At 64.9% G+C, this 16,081-nt stretch carries 11 protein-coding genes; 8 read left to right on the plus strand and 3 right to left on the minus strand.

All coding sequences use genetic code 11. The annotated features are described in order from the left end of the window. Nucleotides 1-951 precede the first annotated feature (951 nt). From RYL44_RS04380 to RYL44_RS04390, 3 genes are all read right to left on the minus strand, one after another. Complete coding sequence (locus RYL44_RS04380) at nucleotides 952-1,407, minus strand: GNAT family N-acetyltransferase (RefSeq protein WP_314975192.1); 456 nt, start codon at nucleotides 1,405-1,407, stop codon at nucleotides 952-954. A 224-nt stretch (nucleotides 1,408-1,631) separates the two neighbouring features. Beyond that, nucleotides 1,632-2,795, minus strand: a complete 1,164-nt coding sequence (locus RYL44_RS04385) for a class I SAM-dependent methyltransferase (protein ID WP_314975193.1) — start codon at nucleotides 2,793-2,795, stop codon at nucleotides 1,632-1,634. A gap of 79 nt (nucleotides 2,796-2,874) precedes the next feature. Then, nucleotides 2,875-5,253, minus strand: coding sequence for an alpha-L-fucosidase (locus RYL44_RS04390; RefSeq protein WP_314975194.1), 2,379 nt, complete (start codon nucleotides 5,251-5,253; stop codon nucleotides 2,875-2,877). Between the two features lie 462 nt (nucleotides 5,254-5,715). On the opposite strand from RYL44_RS04390, the gene dnaK reads away from it, so the two are divergent. The 8 genes from dnaK to RYL44_RS04430 all read left to right on the plus strand — a co-directional run bounded on the left by dnaK (nucleotide 5,716) and on the right by RYL44_RS04430 (nucleotide 15,779). Then, nucleotides 5,716-7,551 carry a molecular chaperone DnaK gene (gene dnaK / locus RYL44_RS04395; RefSeq protein WP_314975195.1) on the plus strand — a complete coding sequence of 612 codons (1,836 nt, stop codon included), beginning with the start codon at nucleotides 5,716-5,718 and terminating at the stop codon, nucleotides 7,549-7,551. After that, nucleotides 7,548-8,204: a nucleotide exchange factor GrpE gene (locus tag RYL44_RS04400; protein WP_314975196.1), complete on the plus strand. Its 657-nt coding sequence runs from the start codon at nucleotides 7,548-7,550 to the stop codon at nucleotides 8,202-8,204. Before dnaK ends, RYL44_RS04400 begins: the two co-directional genes overlap by 4 nt. Before the next feature lie 42 nt (nucleotides 8,205-8,246). Next, nucleotides 8,247-9,293 (plus strand): J domain-containing protein, encoded by a 1,047-nt coding sequence (locus RYL44_RS04405; protein ID WP_314975197.1) that lies wholly within the window; start codon nucleotides 8,247-8,249, stop codon nucleotides 9,291-9,293. A gap of 3 nt (nucleotides 9,294-9,296) precedes the next feature. Next, nucleotides 9,297-9,866, plus strand: a complete 570-nt coding sequence (locus RYL44_RS04410; RefSeq protein ID WP_314975198.1) for a heat shock protein transcriptional repressor HspR — start codon at nucleotides 9,297-9,299, stop codon at nucleotides 9,864-9,866. A gap of 1,245 nt (nucleotides 9,867-11,111) precedes the next feature. Then, nucleotides 11,112-12,422, plus strand: a complete 1,311-nt coding sequence (locus RYL44_RS04415; protein WP_200783464.1) for a Mur ligase family protein — start codon at nucleotides 11,112-11,114, stop codon at nucleotides 12,420-12,422. After that, nucleotides 12,419-13,159: a type 1 glutamine amidotransferase gene (locus tag RYL44_RS04420; protein WP_073982918.1), complete on the plus strand. Its 741-nt coding sequence runs from the start codon at nucleotides 12,419-12,421 to the stop codon at nucleotides 13,157-13,159. Before RYL44_RS04415 ends, RYL44_RS04420 begins: the two co-directional genes overlap by 4 nt. Before the next feature lie 286 nt (nucleotides 13,160-13,445). Next, nucleotides 13,446-14,171: a hypothetical protein gene (locus tag RYL44_RS04425; protein ID WP_314975199.1), complete on the plus strand. Its 726-nt coding sequence runs from the start codon at nucleotides 13,446-13,448 to the stop codon at nucleotides 14,169-14,171. Between the two features lie 99 nt (nucleotides 14,172-14,270). Then, nucleotides 14,271-15,779 (plus strand): DUF418 domain-containing protein, encoded by a 1,509-nt coding sequence (locus RYL44_RS04430; RefSeq protein WP_314975200.1) that lies wholly within the window; start codon nucleotides 14,271-14,273, stop codon nucleotides 15,777-15,779. Nucleotides 15,780-16,081 lie beyond the last annotated feature (302 nt).

Genomic DNA, 16,081 nt, shown 5'->3' on the forward strand with positions numbered 1-16,081 from the left:
ATGAACTGACGTCGTTGCAATTGCAACGTTTGTGGACGGTCTCCAAAAGTGACCGCAGGAAATTATGTGCGACTTTTGGTCAGTCTTGGCCCTGCTGCCGCCCACCGGCACCGCGGCCAGGACCGTGCCTTGAAGCCCGGCCAGGACCCGTCTCTCCGCATCAATGTCGCACGTAATTCCCTTGCGGTTACTTCAAACCATGAACTGACGTCGTTGCAATTGCAACGTTTGTGGACGGTCTCCAAAAGTGACCGTGTTAAATTACGTGCGAATTTTGGTCAGTCTTGGCCCTGTCGATGCCTGCGGGCGTTGGGAGCGGCTCCTTGGCCCCTGAATTCACGAAAATGCTTGTTGCGGTGTGGCTTGTACCCGACGAGGTTGAACGTTACCGATGGGGTTGATTCCTCCGGCCTCCGGCCCTCCGGCGCCGTCCACGCCGGCGGCGTGGTTGGAATTCGTGATTGAGCTTGTTGCTCGCCGGTCGTGCACTGGTGAGGCAGGCACTGCACTCGTTGAAGAGGCAATGCACCGCTTCGTGGCTCGTGCAATGCTGCGCTCTCTCGTCCATTGCCGTCCGACATAGTCCAGCGGTGTCGATGCGCCCCGCATACGCGGATAGGTTGTTGCTATCTGGATAGGTTATGAGCATCCGGATAGCTTATTAACCTATCCACGTGGCGATAACCTATCCGGATCGCCGTATCCTATCCGGATCGCCGTCACCTATCCGGAACGTCACCAGCCAGGTCAGTGCCGCCCTCGGGTAGGACAGTCCGGCCGCGCACGTGAGGGGGCCTCACCCTACGCGAAGCGCCCGCCCACGCATCATGCGGGGCGGGCGGCGACACGAAGAACGCGTGGAACCCGTGCAGCGCATGCAATCCAAGCAGTGCACGCGCCGAATGCGGTGCCCATGACACGAGGGCCGCAAGCAGCGCACGCGTCGCGCGTTTACTTCTGCTCGAGCGTCACGCGGTACACGTTGGTTTCGCGTAGTTTGAAGCCGGCGCGCTGGTAGAGGCGGTTCGCGGCCTCGCGCGAGGGGCGTGACGTCAGGTCGACGGTGCGCGCGCCGACCTTCTTCGCGTGTTCGATGGCGGCTACCACGAGGGATTGGCCGGCGCCCTGGCCGCGGGCGGCCTCGTCGACGACGACGTCCTCGACCCACGCGCGCACGCCAGTGGGGATCTCGAAGGTGGCCAGCGACAGCATGCCGAGGATCGGGCGGTTGCCCTCCGCGTCAGCGGTGTCGGGGCGGAACACGAAGAGGTGGACGCCGCGCTGGGCGAGGAAGCGCTCAACGTCGGCTTCGCTCATGGGCTTGGCGGAGCGGGACAGCTGGGGGAGGAGGCGCGCCATGGCCTCGTGGAGCTCGGGGGTGGAGGTGGTGATGAGTTCGACGGTCATAATTCTCCTAACGTTAGGTCCAATTGTAACTGTACGGGGCGGTGAGCCCGGGCGCTCGGATGGCTCGTGGAACGGGTGGACGGTGCTCCACGTCGAGGAGTAAAGATGGATCAGACAGGAAGCGCGTGGAGCAACTGCGCCGGGCGCGAGTCGATCCGCTCGCCTGTCGTGAGGTGGCACTCGACGTGGAACGAGGCCGGGGCGGGCCGTCCGATCGGAGCTACCTACGCTGACGCGCGTTCGAGGAGGAGGGCGACCTCGGTGTGGGTCGTGTGGGGGAACATGTCGAAGAGGCGCCCCTCGATGGGGCGCAGCGTGGGCATGGCCGCCAGGTCTGTGGCGAGCGACGCGGGGTTGCACGAGGAGTAGATGACGCGGGGCGCGCCGCACTGGTCCAGGTAGGCGGCCAGGTCGGCTCCGATGCCTCGGCGCGGCGGGTTCACGACGATCACGTCGGGCACGTCCGCCGCGGGCTGGGCGCGCGCCCACGAGGTCGCGTCGTCCGTGATGAAGGACGCAGCCGACCGTGGCAGGCCCGCGTGGCGTGCGGCGCTGATCGCTGAGGAGATCGCCCCGGAGGATACCTCGACGCCGGTGACGCGGGGGAATCCGGCGCGCGCGCAGGCGAGGGCGAAGCCGCCGACGCCGCAGTACAGGTCCCACAGGCTGCTCGGTAGGCGCCCGTCGGCGAAGGGGTGCGACGCCCACAGCGCGGCCTGCTCGTACAGGGCGGAAGCGACGTGCGCGTTCGTCTGCGCGAAGGAACGAGGCCCCAGCTCGAGCCACTCGACGGACAGCGGGAGCGTGCGGGCGCGCGTCAGGATGATCTCGTCGGGCCCCTCCACGATGGCCTCGTGCGTGGGGTGAATGTTCGCGGTGACGACGCGGGCGGCCGGCACGAGGTCGCGCAGCAGCGGCAGCGCGGCGCGGATGTCGGAGACGCGCTCGCGGGTGCGCAGCACGAAGCGGATCATGAGCCGCTCGCCCTCGCCCACGGTGATGAGGATGTTTTTGAGCTCTCCGCGCTTGGTGGGAACGTCGTAGGGGGTGAGGTTCAGGGAGCGGATGAAACGCTTCAGGCCGGGCGTCGCGCGGTTGATCGCCGGGTGCTGGATGGGGCAGCCGGGCAGGTCGACGCCGCGGCGGTTAGGGCCGAGGATCCCCAGGGTTGGGCGGCGACGTGTTCCTCCGACGACGAGTTTGGCGCTCGTGCGGAAGCCCCTTTCGGGGGACGAGGCCGGGGCCAGCCAGGCGATCTCGTCCGCTCCTGAGACGGGGGAGAGGGTGGCTGCGATGGCCTCCGCCTTGCCGGCGAGCTGGCGCGCGTAGGGCTGGGGGAGGAGGGGGCAGGACCGACAGGTACCGGCGTCATAGTGGTCGCAGCGCATCCTTCAAGTGTAAGTGGGGGCGGGGCGTAGCGTCAGCTACGCCCCGCCCCCGTCTGCGGTGGTTCAGCACACGCGGCGGCTATGCCTTGGCTCGGCGCGAGCGTCGAATGAAGGCGGTGCCTGCGCCGGCTGCGACCAGGGCGAACGCCCCGGCGAGCAGCCCGTTAGAACCCGTGCGGGCCAGGCCGCCCTTGCCGCCCTGCTCGGGGGCGGGGGAGGGGGCCGTGGAGGGCTGGGCGCTCGACTCACCGCTCGGGACACCGGATGGCGCTGGCGCGGGGGGCGCGGTGACCGTCAGGGCGGCCGAGGCCTCGGCGAGGGGAGTGGCGGTGGAGGCGACGAGCGTGTGTGCCCCTGCCTCGGTGGTGGCCGGAACGGTCACGGTGGCGGTGAACGCGCCGCTGGCGTCCGCGGTGGCCGCGCCGACCTCGACGGGCTCGGAGTGCAGCGTGAGCGTCACGGTAGTGGAAGGAGCGAAGCCCGTGCCTGTCACGGTGACGGTCTTGCCGGCCTCGACGTTCGACGGCTCGACGGTGACGGTGGGGGTGGAGAGGTGTTCGGCCTTGACGGTGACCGCCTTGACGGTCGTGTCCTTGCCGAAGCCTTTCAGCACGTACGCCGGGTTGTCGTACTCGAGGGTGGCGCGAGCGGTCTGGTTCGGGCCGATCATGAAGGGGCCGACACCCGCCTTCAGGTCAGCGACGGTCAGGCCGCCCTTGACCTGGCCGGCGACGGTGACCTTGTACTTCGCGTAGGAGTCCGTGAAGCCCTCGGTATCGAAGGAGACGGTCACGCCCGAGGCGACCTTGTCGCCCGAGGTGATGGATGCCGTGAAGCTGGTCTCGCCGGTCTTGGGGGTGGGGGCCTTGAACTTTTCGAGGCTGGAGGCGGGGATCGTGGTCGCCTGCTCGCCGATGGTGGTCAGGCCGGTGGGCACGTAGTTGGGCGTGCCGTTCGTGGTGACCGTGACGACGGGGAGGATCTCGTCGGGCTGTGTGGGCAGGGTGATGACGAGGTCGTTGCCTTCGACCTTGTAGGTCAGAGCCGCGTCGGAGCCGTCGAGCTTCACCGAAGAGATGTCGTTGGCGCCGGCGCCGCGCAGCGTCACCGTGCCGTCGGCCGGCCACTTCTCGATGCCCAGGTAGATGTGGGAGTCATCGACCATGGTCTTACCCCAGGTTTCGATGGGGTAGTGGGTCGGGCGCGAGTTGCCCAGGATGCCGGGGTGTGCGCGGTTCCAGTCGCCGACGCCTTTCAGGACCGAGGCGTCCCACGGGTCGTAGGAGCCGTCGAACTTCGGGCCGACGTTGAAGAGGAACTGGCCGCCCAGGGCCACGGTCGAGAACATGTTGCCCACGATCTCGGTGGTTTTCGTCTTGGCTCCGCCCGGGGCCTTGCGCAGTGCAGTCGTGTTGTCGACCTGCTGGATGTGGTCCCATTCTTCCTCGGTGTAGTCCGGGTAGCCGGTGTCCTTGTAGGTGGGGGCTGCGTCGTCCCAGTTGGCGTAGCCCCAGGTCTTGTGGAAGATCGAGACGGCCGACTCCCAGGGCCCCTGGGTTTGCTCGGACTGCATTTCGTTGTCCCAGCCGACCTCGAAGTCCGCGCGGTCGTTACCGACGCGCGAGTTGATCATGATGTTCGGCTGGAGCTCGTGGGCCCATTGACGCAGCTGGTCGGACTGGGCGGGGTTCGGCTTGCCCATGTCGTACCACAGCTCGGCGATTTCGCCATACTTGCCGCCGAGGAGCTCCTTGAGCTGGGCATGGATGTAGTCCATGTAGCCCTCTTCGTCCAGGGTGTTGGCGTTCGACCACGGGTTTTCGGGCTGCTTCTCCCAGTCGATGTTGGAGAAGTAGAGGCCGAACTTGATGCCGACCTTCTGGCAGGCCTGCGACAGCTCGAGGATCGGGTCGCGGTGGGAGGGGGACTGCTTCGTGAAGTTGTAGTCGGTCGTGGCCGTGTCCCACATGGCGAAGCCGTCGTGGTGCTTGGAGGTGATGAGCAGCATCTTCATGCCGCTGTTCTTGGCCTGCTGACACCACGCGGTCGCGTCGAAGTTGGGGGCCTCGAAGGTCTGGGCGGTGGCCAGGTACTCCTCGCGGGGGATGCCCTGCAGCGGGATGCGGGAGTCCCAGGTCTGCTGGTGGCCCCACGCCTTGATCTGCTCGGGGTAGCCCACTTCCTGCTTCTGGCCCTTGTACCAGCCTGCGTAGGAGGAGTAGACGCCCCAGTGGATGAACATGGCGTACTTCATGTCCTGCCACTGCGCGACCTTCGCCTCGCTGGAGGCGGGTACGGCTGCGGGGATCGCGTAGCGTGCGTCGTAGGTTTCCTGGGGGGCAGGGGCGGCGGACTGGGCGCCGCCGGCTTCGGGAGTGTCTGCCAAGGCGGGACCTGCCGTTCCAAGTGCTAGTAGGCCAGCGAGGAGGCTGCCAGCCAGTCGGTTTGTGATGCGCATCAAGTCTCCATTGATTGACGTGGCTCTCGAACGGTGAGAGTGCCTCTAGTCTGCCAGAGTGTCGGTGCGGTGTGCCACCACGAGGCTTTGCATTTTCTAACGTAAAGGTTTCGCTTTACTTACGAAGTGATTTCGTATGATCGTGATGGGTTAGTTAGGGCCGGGCCTGGTCTGGTTTCGGTGCGGATGGAATAAAACCATGAATTGAAAATTGAGTACATAAGACTCAAGTTGTGAGCGGCTCAACCTCTCGAGGGGCTTTGATGGGGAATAAAACCCAAGCCTTCAAAGTTGAGTACATCAGACTCAAGTTAAAGAGCTACGGGTTGCGGAATAAAGACCCCGCTCCTAAAGTTGAGTACATCAGACTCAATGATGTGCCGGAAACCCCGGCACCACACAGACCAACGCGAGCCGCCCACCGAAAACGCGGTCGGCCTCGTGAACGAAAGGACAACAACCATGGCACGTGCAGTCGGCATCGACCTCGGTACCACCAACTCCGCTATCGCCGTCCTCGAAGGCGGCGAACCCACCATCATCCCTAACGCTGAAGGCGCCCGCACGACCCCCTCGGTCGTCGCCTTCTCCAAGACCGGCGAGGTCCTGGTCGGCGAGATCGCCAAGCGTCAGGCCGTCACCAACGTTGACCGCACCATCTCCTCCGTCAAGCGCCACATGGGCACCGACTGGACCACGGAGATCGACGGCAAGAAGTACACCGCGCAGGAAATCTCCGCGCGCATCCTCCAGAAGCTGAAGAGGGACGCCGAGGCCTACCTGGGTGAGCCCGTCACCGAGGCCGTCATTACGGTTCCCGCCTACTTCAACGACGCGCAGCGTCAGGCCACCAAGGACGCCGGACAGATCGCCGGCCTGAAGGTCGAGCGCATCGTCAACGAGCCCACCGCCGCGGCCCTGGCCTACGGCCTCGAAAAGGGCAAGGAAGACGAACTCATCCTGGTCTTCGACCTCGGTGGCGGCACGTTCGACGTGTCCCTCCTCGAAGTGGGCAAGGACGACGACGGCTTCTCCACCATTCAGGTGCGCGCCACCTCCGGCGACAACCACCTGGGCGGCGACGACTGGGATCAGCGCATCGTCAACTGGCTGATCGACCAGGTCAAGGCCAAGACCGGCGCCGACCTGTCCAAGGACGCGGTCGCCCTCCAGCGCCTCAAGGAAGCCGCCGAGCAGGCGAAGAAGGAGCTGTCCTCCGCGACCTCCACGAACATCTCGCTGCAGTACCTGTCCATGACCGCCGACGGCCCCATCCACCTGGATGAGACCCTCACGCGCGCCAAGTTCGAGGAACTGACCGCCGACCTGCTCGAGCGCACCAAGAAGCCCTTCCGTGACGTCATGGCCGAGGCCGGCGTGACCGTCTCCGAGATCGACCACGTCGTTCTCGTCGGTGGTTCCACCCGTATGCCCGCCGTCACCGAGGTCGTCAAGGAGCTCACCGGCGGCCGCGAGCCCAACAAGGGCGTCAACCCCGATGAGGTCGTCGCCGTGGGCGCCGCCCTGCAGGCCGGCGTCATCCAGGGCGACCGCAAGGACGTCCTGCTCATCGACGTGACCCCCCTGTCGCTCGGCATCGAGACCAAGGGCGGCGTCATGACCAAGCTCATCGACCGCAACACCGCGATCCCGACCAAGGCCTCGGAAATCTTCTCCACCGCCGAGGACGGCCAGCCCTCCGTGCTCATCCAGGTCTACCAGGGCGAGCGCGAGTTCGCCCGCGACAACAAGCTGCTCGGCACCTTCGAACTGTCCGGCATCGCCCCCGCCCCGCGTGGCGTGCCGCAGATCGAGGTCACCTTCGACATCGACGCGAACGGCATCGTCCACGTCTCCGCGAAGGACCGCGGCACCGGCAAGGAGCAGTCGGTGACCATCACCGGCGGTTCCTCCCTGCCCAAGGAGGACATCGACCGCATGGTGCGCGAGGCCGAGGAGCACGCCGCCGAGGACAAGAAGCGCCGCGAAGAGGCCGACACCCGCAACCAGGCTGAGCAGGCCGTCTACTCGACGGAGAAGCTGCTCAAGGACGAGGCCGACAAGATCTCCGAGGAGACCCGCGAGGCCGTCCAGAAGGATGTCGACGCCGTCAAGGAAGCCCTCAAGGGTGACGACATCGAGGCCGTGAAGACCGCGATGGCCGCCCTGTCCGAGTCCGGCATGAAGATTGGCCAGGAGATCTACGCCAAGCAGCAGGCCGACGAGGCCGCAGCCCAGTCCGCGCCCGCGCAGGACGACGTCGTGGACGCCGAGATCGTTGACGAGGACAACAAGTGAGCACCGAAGAAACCAACGGTTTCTCGGCGCCCAACGAAGACGCCAACGTCGCCGGGGCCGACTCCACCGAGTCGGCCCCGGCCGGCCAGGTGCCCGAGAACAACGACACCGCGCCCGGCACAGATAACGCAGCCCAGGCCTCGTCCGAGGCTTCGGCCGACGACATGAGTGCCTTCGAGGAACAGGTCGAGGACTCCGACCTCGCCAAGGCCCTCGAGCGCATCGCGGCCGTCGAAGACCAGCTGGCCCGCGCCAACGCGGAGCTGTACAACCAGGGCCAGGAGTACGCCAACTACGTGCGCCGCTCCAAGGAGGCCATCCCCGGCCACAAGACCGCCGGCCAGGACGAGGTCATCGAGTCGCTCATCAGCGTCCTCGACGACATCGCTGCCGCCCGCGCGCACGGCGACCTGCAGGACGGGCCCTTCGCGTCGATCGCCACGAAGCTCGAGGAGACGCTCAAGACGCGCTTCGAGCTGGAGCGCTACGGCGCCGAGGGCGACGACTTCGACCCCACCCTGCACGACGCCCTCATGGCGACAACCAGCTCCGACGTCGACCATCCCGTCGTCGGGCAGGTCCTCACGAGCGGCTACCGCCGCGGAGACCGCGTGGTGCGCGCCGCGAAGGTGCTGGTGAACAACCCTGAATAACAGCAACAACACGCTCGTAACTGAAAGAGAGGTGACACGCGCGTGAGCGAACAAGAGTGGTTCTCCAAGGACTTCTACAAGGTCCTCGGAGTCGACAAGACAGCGGACAAGAAGGCCATCACGAAGGCCTACCGTAAGCTGGCTCGCAAGTGGCACCCGGATCAGAACCCGGGCGACAAGGCGGCCGAAGCCAAGTTCAAGGAAATCGGCGAAGCCTACGCGGTCCTGTCCAATGACGAGGATCGCAAGCGCTACGACGCGATTCGCGCGATGGCTGGCGGGGGCGCACGCTTCGCCGCCGGATCGGGCGGGACGGGTGGCTTCGAAGACCTCTTCGGAGCCTTCGGTGGCGGCGGCGGCTTTGGTGGCGGCGCACGAAACGTGCGCTTCCAAACTTCCGGCATGCCCGGCGGCGGAGCCGGCTTCGAGGACATCCTCTCCGGTCTCTTTAACGGCTCCAGCAGCGCTCACTTCGGTGGTGATGCCTACGCCTCGTCCTTCGGTGGCGGCGGTCAAGCTCCGCGCAGTGCGCCGACGCCTAAGAAGGGCGCCAACGTGCGCGCGAAGCTCGCGATTTCCTTCGTTCAAGCCCTCAACGGTGCGACCCTGACCATTAAGGTTGGCGGCTCTCCCATTAAGGTCCGCATCCCGGCGGGCATTAAGGATGGTCAAAAGGTCCGCGTCAAGGGCCATGGGAAGCCGGGTACGCATGGCGGCCCCACCGGCGACCTCGAGGTCTCAGTCACCGTCAAGCCTCACCCCGTGTACTCGTGGGAAGGCAACGACCTGGTGCTCACCTTACCCGTCACCGTGTCGGAGGCCATCCTCGGATGCGTAGTCGACGTGCCCATGGTAGACGGCAACACGGCCACCGTTAAGGTGCCCGCGGGTTCCTCCTCGGGCGCGGAGATCCGCGTGCGCGGCGGGGGAGTCAAGACCTCGAAGGTGACGGGCGACCTGATTGCTCGCGTGTCCATCCAGGTACCCGACAAGCCGGGCCGCGAGCTGAAGAAGCTCGCGAAGGAGCTGGCGCAGACCGAGGGCGACCTCGACGTGCGCGCCGGCCTGGCTCAGGGCGCCGAGGAGTAAGCCGTGGCAACGACTGGGGACCTGGCGGCCACCTTCGTCATATCGGTTGCGGCCGAGCTGGCGGGGATGCATCCCCAGACCCTGCGTCAATACGACCGCTTGGGCCTGGTCATCCCCGCCCGCACGAAGGGCCGAGGTCGGCGCTACACGAAACGCGACGTCCAACGCCTACGTGACGTCCAACGCATGAGCCAGGAGGAGGGCATCAACCTGGCGGGGATCCGTCGCATTCTTGAACTTGAACGCCGCGTCGAGGCTCTCGAATCCGAGCGGGATACCCTGCGCGAGTCCGTCGCAGCGTCCGAAGCTCGCCGCAACCGCGTGTTCGCAGCCTCTTCTGACGGGCAGGTCATGCCGTTGCGTCGAGGCCAACGCCCGTGGGAACGTCCTGCTTCGTCCTCCGGCGGACCGCTCACCGTGTGGGACCCGATCCGTGCCCGCGCGGCGATGCTCGCGGTCGGGCCATTCGACCGCCCGGAGCTGCCCGGGCCTGCCGGACGATCGAAGCAGCCTGGGCCTGCCGGGCGCGCAAGCGCTCGCGCCGTTATCGAGGGGACGATCATCTCCCGGTGAGAGGCTCGACGCAATGCCGGTGTCCTGAGTGCTGAACCGCCGCCCCGACGCGCCCGCGTCGGGGCGGCGCTGCCGCAGTGGGTGCGGGCGGTGGCGTGCCCACCTCGTCGACAGGGGCGCCCTGGTTGAGAAAATCAAGTCCGATCGGGAGGACTGCACCTCATCGGCCACAAGCGTCGCCTGGGAGCTGGCCGCGCGTGCAGCAGGGTCCTGTCGGCGACGTCCTTCCAGTGTTTATCGGCGCCCCGTCGGGCAGTCCTGCACCAGTGAGGGAGCATGACGCCAGGGGTAGTGGTGGGGGTTTTGCAGCATTAGGAGCCTCCCGTCGGCGTGTCGTCGGCGTGTCGCGCCTCTAATGGTGCAATTCCCCCCGTTTGGTGGCGATGTCATCGGCAGGCAAGTCACGCACGGGTCCTCGTGCAGCGCAATTCCCCCCATTTGATGGTGGTGAGGTCGCGCCTCGGGGCGGCGCCGCCCACGCGCGGATTAGAGGGCCCACGTGCGAGGTGTCGAACCCACGTGCATGTCATCGGACCCACGCGCGGATTGAGTGGGCACGGATGCTGGCGCACGGAGATTGGCGCACCGAGATGGAGGTGGCGTGAGATGGACGCGGGGGAACCCTACGGATATGCTCGCAGTCGCAGTCGCAGTCGCAGTGGAAGCTGTGACGGCGTCTCGACAGTGAGGTAACAAGGAGCTGCGGGACCCATCCACCGGATGAGTCCCGCAGCGTAATTCGATCAGGGATCCGGGGGCACACTGGATCCTTGATCGAAGCCTGGAACAGGCGACAGGCTCTCGCCTGCTACGACAGTTTTACCAGGTCACGGCTGGTTTCGATAGTCGATAATGTGCTCGATTGGGGTGTTGAACGAATGTGCACCCCACCTGAAAATAGTGTGCGTCTCGTTGACGACATTTTTCACGAAATGGCCGCTGACCTGCGGCTTTGGCTAGTAAGTGCATTTTTCCTTGAAAAAACGCAGAATTTGAAGGGAAGCGCTCTCGGGCGTCTGCGGCGCCGGCGTCAGTATTGACCGTTGAGACATATCGATGTCATCACAGTGACATGGCGTGGGTAACGCCAATATGCAATGCAGCACTATTAGTGCAGGTCATCCCGCATTCGGCGTGTCGGGGCGATCATCGCGTCGCCCACTCTCACGTGCGCATCATCTCAGGGCAAGGAGTGGGCACCTTCCGAAGGCGCAGACACGTCCGCGCACGCGCTAACCTTGATGCATGACGACATCATCGCATCACCTCTCGGTGCGCTCCCGTGTGGCCAACGCGGCTGGTGGCGCCGCCCGCTTTGCCTCCCGCGCCCTCGGACGAGGCTCCGGCGGCATGATCGGCGGGGAGGTCGCGCTGCGCATCTCCCCGCGCTTCCTCGCTGAGCTGGCAGCTCCCTTCTCATCCGTTATCGTCACCGGCACGAACGGCAAGTCCACGACGACGCGCATGGTGCGTGCCGCTTTGGAGAGTGCTGGTCCTGTTGCCTCCAATATCAACGGCGACAACATGACATCAGGCGTCATCACTGCGCTCATGCGGGGAAAGGATGCCTCTCGCGCTGCCCTCGAGGTCGACGAAATGCATGTGCCGACGGTCGCCGCTGATGTAAAGCCCGACGTTTTCGTCTACCTGAATCTCTCGCGCGACCAGCTTGATCGCGTCGGTGAGATCGGCTCGGTGGAAAAGCGCCTTCGTGAGGGTTCGTCGGCCCATCCGGACGCCGTCGTCGTCGCTAACTGCGATGACCCGCTCATCGTCTCCGCAGCCGCGGATAACCCCCGCGTCGTGTGGGTCGCCGCCGGCGCGGGGTGGGGTGGTGACTCGGCGGCCTACCCGCGCGGAGGGCGCGTCGTGCGCAACGGTGAGGACTGGCACCTGATCCCTGCCTTCGCCGATGAAGAGCTTCCCGCATTGAAGAGTCGGCCCCAGCCCCACTGGTGGCTTACCGACGTTGACCTGGCCCCCGACGGCCCGCGAGCAACTTTGCACGGACCGGGCGGAGTGAACGTCCCCCTCAACCTGTTGCTTCCCGGTCGAGCGAATCTCGGCAACGCGGCGCAGGCAGTCGCTGCTGCGGTCGCAATGGGTATCGACCCCGCGGTGGCCGCGCAGGCCGTCAGTCGTGTTACCGAGGTCGCGGGCCGCTATTCGGTTCACGACGTGAATGGTCGGAGCGCCCGTTTGATGCTCGCGAAAAATCCCGCGGGCTGGCAGGAAGCGATGACCATGATTGATCCGAGGGTCGCCCAGGTCGTCATTGGCGTCAACGGGCAGGTGCCCGATGGGCAGGACCTGTCCTGGCTGTGGGACGTTGACTTCTCCGGTGTCAACCGGCCCGGTCGCCGCGTCATCGCCTGTGGCGAGCGCGGGGCCGACTTGGCCGTCCGCCTCGAGTACGCGGGCATTCACTGCGACCTCGTGGACCTACCGATGGATGCTCTGGCGCGCTGTGAGCCGGGGCGCGTCGAAGTCCTCCTCAACTACACGGCAATGCGCGACTTTAAGGTCCTGCTCGACCGAAAGGAAGGCAAGCGGTGAGCGCATCCACGCTGCACATTGGTGTCCTCATGCCCGAGGTGTTGGGCACCTACGGGGACACGGGCAACGCCCTGATCTTGGCCGAACGTGCCCGCAGGAGGGGCATTGACGCTGAAGTCGTCCACGTCAGCTTGACCGAAGAAATCCCTGATAGCCTCGACATCTACACGCTGGGTGGCGGCGAAGATACTGCCCAGGCGCTTGCAGCCGACAAATTCCGGGGTACTTCGGGCCTGGCTCGTGCTCTCGATGCCGGGCGTCCGCTTCTGGCGATTTGCGCGTCGCTGCAGGTCCTCGGCCACTGGTACGAGGATGCGCGCGGCGTTCGCGTGCCTGGCATGGGAGTTCTGGACATTACGACCCAGCCGCAAGGCCATCGCGCCATTGGTGAACTTGTGACCCTACCGCTTGTTGATGGACTCACCCAGCCGCTGAGCGGCTTCGAGAACCACGGCGGTGGAACCGTTCTTGGTCCCGACGCGGCTCCCCTCGGGCGTGTCGTCGCGGGCGTGGGTAATGGGACGCCGCAGGGATGCGAACCCGCTGAGGTCGCTTACGACGGAGCCGTTCAGGGGTCTATCATTGCTACCTACATGCACGGCCCGGCGCTGGCACGCAACCCCGAGCTGGCGGACCTGCTGCTCGAGCGGGCGACAGGCGTAGCGCTGGAACCCCTTGAGGTTCCCGGCGTGGCCCAGCTGCGTGCGCAGCGCCTAAGTGGTGTTCAGTTGTCCTAGCTTACGAATGTGCGCTACTCGGAGTGCGTCCCTACTGCATATGCGTGAGGCTGCTCCCTCGACCATGGACACACCGGTGCGTGGCAGTAGCAGGCAATTACGATAGGCGCGTGCCGCGTTCGCGGCGAGTTCGAACCCGGTGACGAGGACGTACCCGGAACGTTTCTCCGGCCTCGACCGTTGCTTTGACGTGTGGAGGTCGGCGCTTCGTTCGTCGCAACACGTTATTCGGGGCGCTCGTTGCGTTGTTATGCTTGAAACAAATTCTCACGAGGAAGGCACTGACATGTCGAATCCGTCCTCCTATGGATCGTCGGGTGGAGCGAACACGCCGTGGCCCCAGTACGGCGAAAATGTCGATGTTCCCCAGGACTACCCGGGCGCAGCCGACCAGGGCTACCCGGGCGCAGCCGACCAGGGCTACGCCGGTTCCCCTGGCGCAGGCTACGGGTCACCCATTGTGGAACTTCCCCCTATGCCCAGCCGTGCCCCCGGTATTACCACGTTGGTTATTGGCATTGTTGCAATGCTTGTCATCGCACCGATCACCTTGGTGGTCACGCTGATCGCGGGTCTCGGTTCAACCTTTGACCAGCTCGCCGGCAGTGACGGCGGACTGCGTAACGGCGATACTGTGTCCGTCTCGGAGGGAGGTAACTTTACGGTCTTGATCACAGATGGTCTGGCCAATTCGTGCTCCCTCACCGACGCGAACGGTGCTGGTTATGTGATGAATGCCTATCAGGGCGATAGCAGTATTTTCTCGATTACGGGTATTTCGCCTGGAAACTATCACCTCTCGTGTGATGGTCTGTCGTCCGGTGCGCAGGTCGTGGGACTCGGTATGTCGCCTGATGAGGCGGGTATGGCCTTTATCGTGCCTTTCGTGTGGGCGACCGTCGTTGGTGTGATTGGTCTGATTGTGATGATCGTCGGAATTGTTCTCCTGGTACGGGTGAACCGGAAGCGGCGTGAACTCACCCAGCAGGCGATGATGTCTGTCTACCGCTGAGCGAGTGACTCGTGGAGGGGGCGTGTCCCGGAAACTGCTCCGGCCTCGCCCCTTTTTCGCCCCCTGACGCTCCGGGTTTGCACCGTGAAAGGAGTCTGTTTGTCTTCCCTGTCCTTCACTGGCCAGCGCCAGGTACGCTACCCCGCCCCCGACGTTGCGCGCGGTTTCATGCTGGCTCTTATTGCATTGGCGAACGTGCCGTTCTGGGTGCGTTTCTTCCCTGACCATCCCGAGGCGGGGCGGGCGGCGCTTGCTGCCATGACGGATGTTGATCAGTGGTGGTTCCTGCTGCGTTCCATGTTCGTCGACCGCCGTGCCTATCCGCTCTTTTCGATACTCTTCGGCTTCGGTATGGCGATCATGGCTAAGCGCACGATCGAACGCGAGCGGCGCGTCGCCTTGGGCGCGCTGCCCGCCGAGTTGAGCGCCGGCTGGAATCCCGCGCAGTGGCAGTTTTTTGGCGAGGCCGTGGAGCGTCGCGCTCGATGTGCGGCGTCGCGTTTAATTCGGAGACGCGGCTGGTGGATGCTGGCTATTGGTGGAGTGCATTCTCTCGTTTTTCAGGGTGACATTATTGGAACGTATGGCCTCGTCGCGGTGGTTTTCGCGGAGGTCATCGTCATGACGCGCGTGTGGCCGCGCGTGGTGGTCGCAGTATCGTTTGCGGCGTTGAGTTTGTTATCCATGGCTTCGATCGGGTACGGGGCGGGGGGCCGGCCCATGTCGCTCGAGTATCACAGTCCGATGTCTGTGGGTGCGACTTATCCTGCGATGTCGTTCGGTGTGTGGCTGTTTGCGACGCCGTTCGCTGCCTTTACTGCTCTTGTCATCCCGTGTGTCATGATCGGTGTTGCCCTTCAACGGTGGGGAGCCTTACAGGATCCTCATCGCCATGGATGCGCGCTTGGGATCTTCGCGTGTGGTGGCTTGGCTGTTGGCGCGTTGGGAGCTGTGCCGTACGCGCTTGGTGAGCTCGATTGGGCTCATGTGGGTGGTGCTGGCTGGACGTTCCCGCTCTTTCATGCCTGCGGTGTTGCTGGAGCCTGTGGGTGGCTGGCCCTTCTGGCGCTTTTGGGCGGTGGTCCGCGCGTGGACTGTGGTTTGTCGATGATGTCGGGCAGCTCGCCAGCTGAGGAGCTGGGCGTCGTTCGTTCTTTTTTGAGTGCCATTGGCCGCCGTTCCATGACCGCCTACCTTGCTCAGACGTTGCTCTTCGTCGCTGTCTTTGCGTGCCTGGGTTTGGCGGGTGTGCGATCGGTGGGTGTGGTGGTCTCAGCGCTCATTGCGTTGGCCGTGTGGGCCGTCATTGGTGTTGGCTGCGTGGTATCCGACGGTATGGGTCACACGCGGGGACCCGCTGAGCGGCTCCTACGATGGCTGGTCGCACGCAGTGCGGCGGTGCTGCCGCTTCCCCCTGTGCCGATGGCGCCGTGGGGACCGGTGGTGCCTGGGGTGGTGCCTGGCGGCCTGGTTCCTCGGGTGGTGCCTGGGGTGGTGCCTGGCGGCCTGGTTCCTCCGTCCGGGAGAGTTCCGTTGAATGGTGTTGGGGGTGCCCGTGGGGTGCGTGGTTACTACGGCCCACCGGAGAATGATCGGCGGTCTAAATAGCCCAAAAGTATGCGGCGTGCAAGAGGTGCAACAAAATGTGATGCACTAGACAACTATTTGAGAATGTCTCTGTGTCATAGCGGTGAGCTGCGGCGATAGTTGTGGGGTGCTCCTGGGGGATAAGGGTAGCGATGCATGTGAGACTGCGTGGCCATTGGTATTTCGCGGATTCTGCGCTACTGTGAGGGTGTGGCGATACACACGCTGGTGGCATGATGTGGCGAGCGAGGAGGCGGCCGATGGATGTGCGTATAAAGCTCACGTGTCGGGACGGTCGACGCGCTCACGTCTCCGAAGTTGTG

The organism is Actinomyces bouchesdurhonensis (assembly GCF_963540955.1).
In the GTDB taxonomy this organism is placed as follows: domain Bacteria; phylum Actinomycetota; class Actinomycetes; order Actinomycetales; family Actinomycetaceae; genus Pauljensenia; species Pauljensenia bouchesdurhonensis.

Coding starts and splice junctions, on each gene's coding strand:
- RYL44_RS04380 (WP_314975192.1), bottom strand. CDS start 1,407: ATGACCGTCGAACTCATCACCACCTCCACCCCCGAGCTCCACGAGGCC.
- RYL44_RS04385 (WP_314975193.1), bottom strand. CDS start 2,795: ATGCGCTGCGACCACTATGACGCCGGTACCTGTCGGTCCTGCCCCCTC.
- RYL44_RS04390 (WP_314975194.1), bottom strand. CDS start 5,253: ATGCGCATCACAAACCGACTGGCTGGCAGCCTCCTCGCTGGCCTACTA.
- dnaK (WP_314975195.1), top strand. CDS start 5,716: ATGGCACGTGCAGTCGGCATCGACCTCGGTACCACCAACTCCGCTATC.
- RYL44_RS04415 (WP_200783464.1), top strand. CDS start 11,112: ATGACGACATCATCGCATCACCTCTCGGTGCGCTCCCGTGTGGCCAAC.
- RYL44_RS04425 (WP_314975199.1), top strand. CDS start 13,446: ATGTCGAATCCGTCCTCCTATGGATCGTCGGGTGGAGCGAACACGCCG.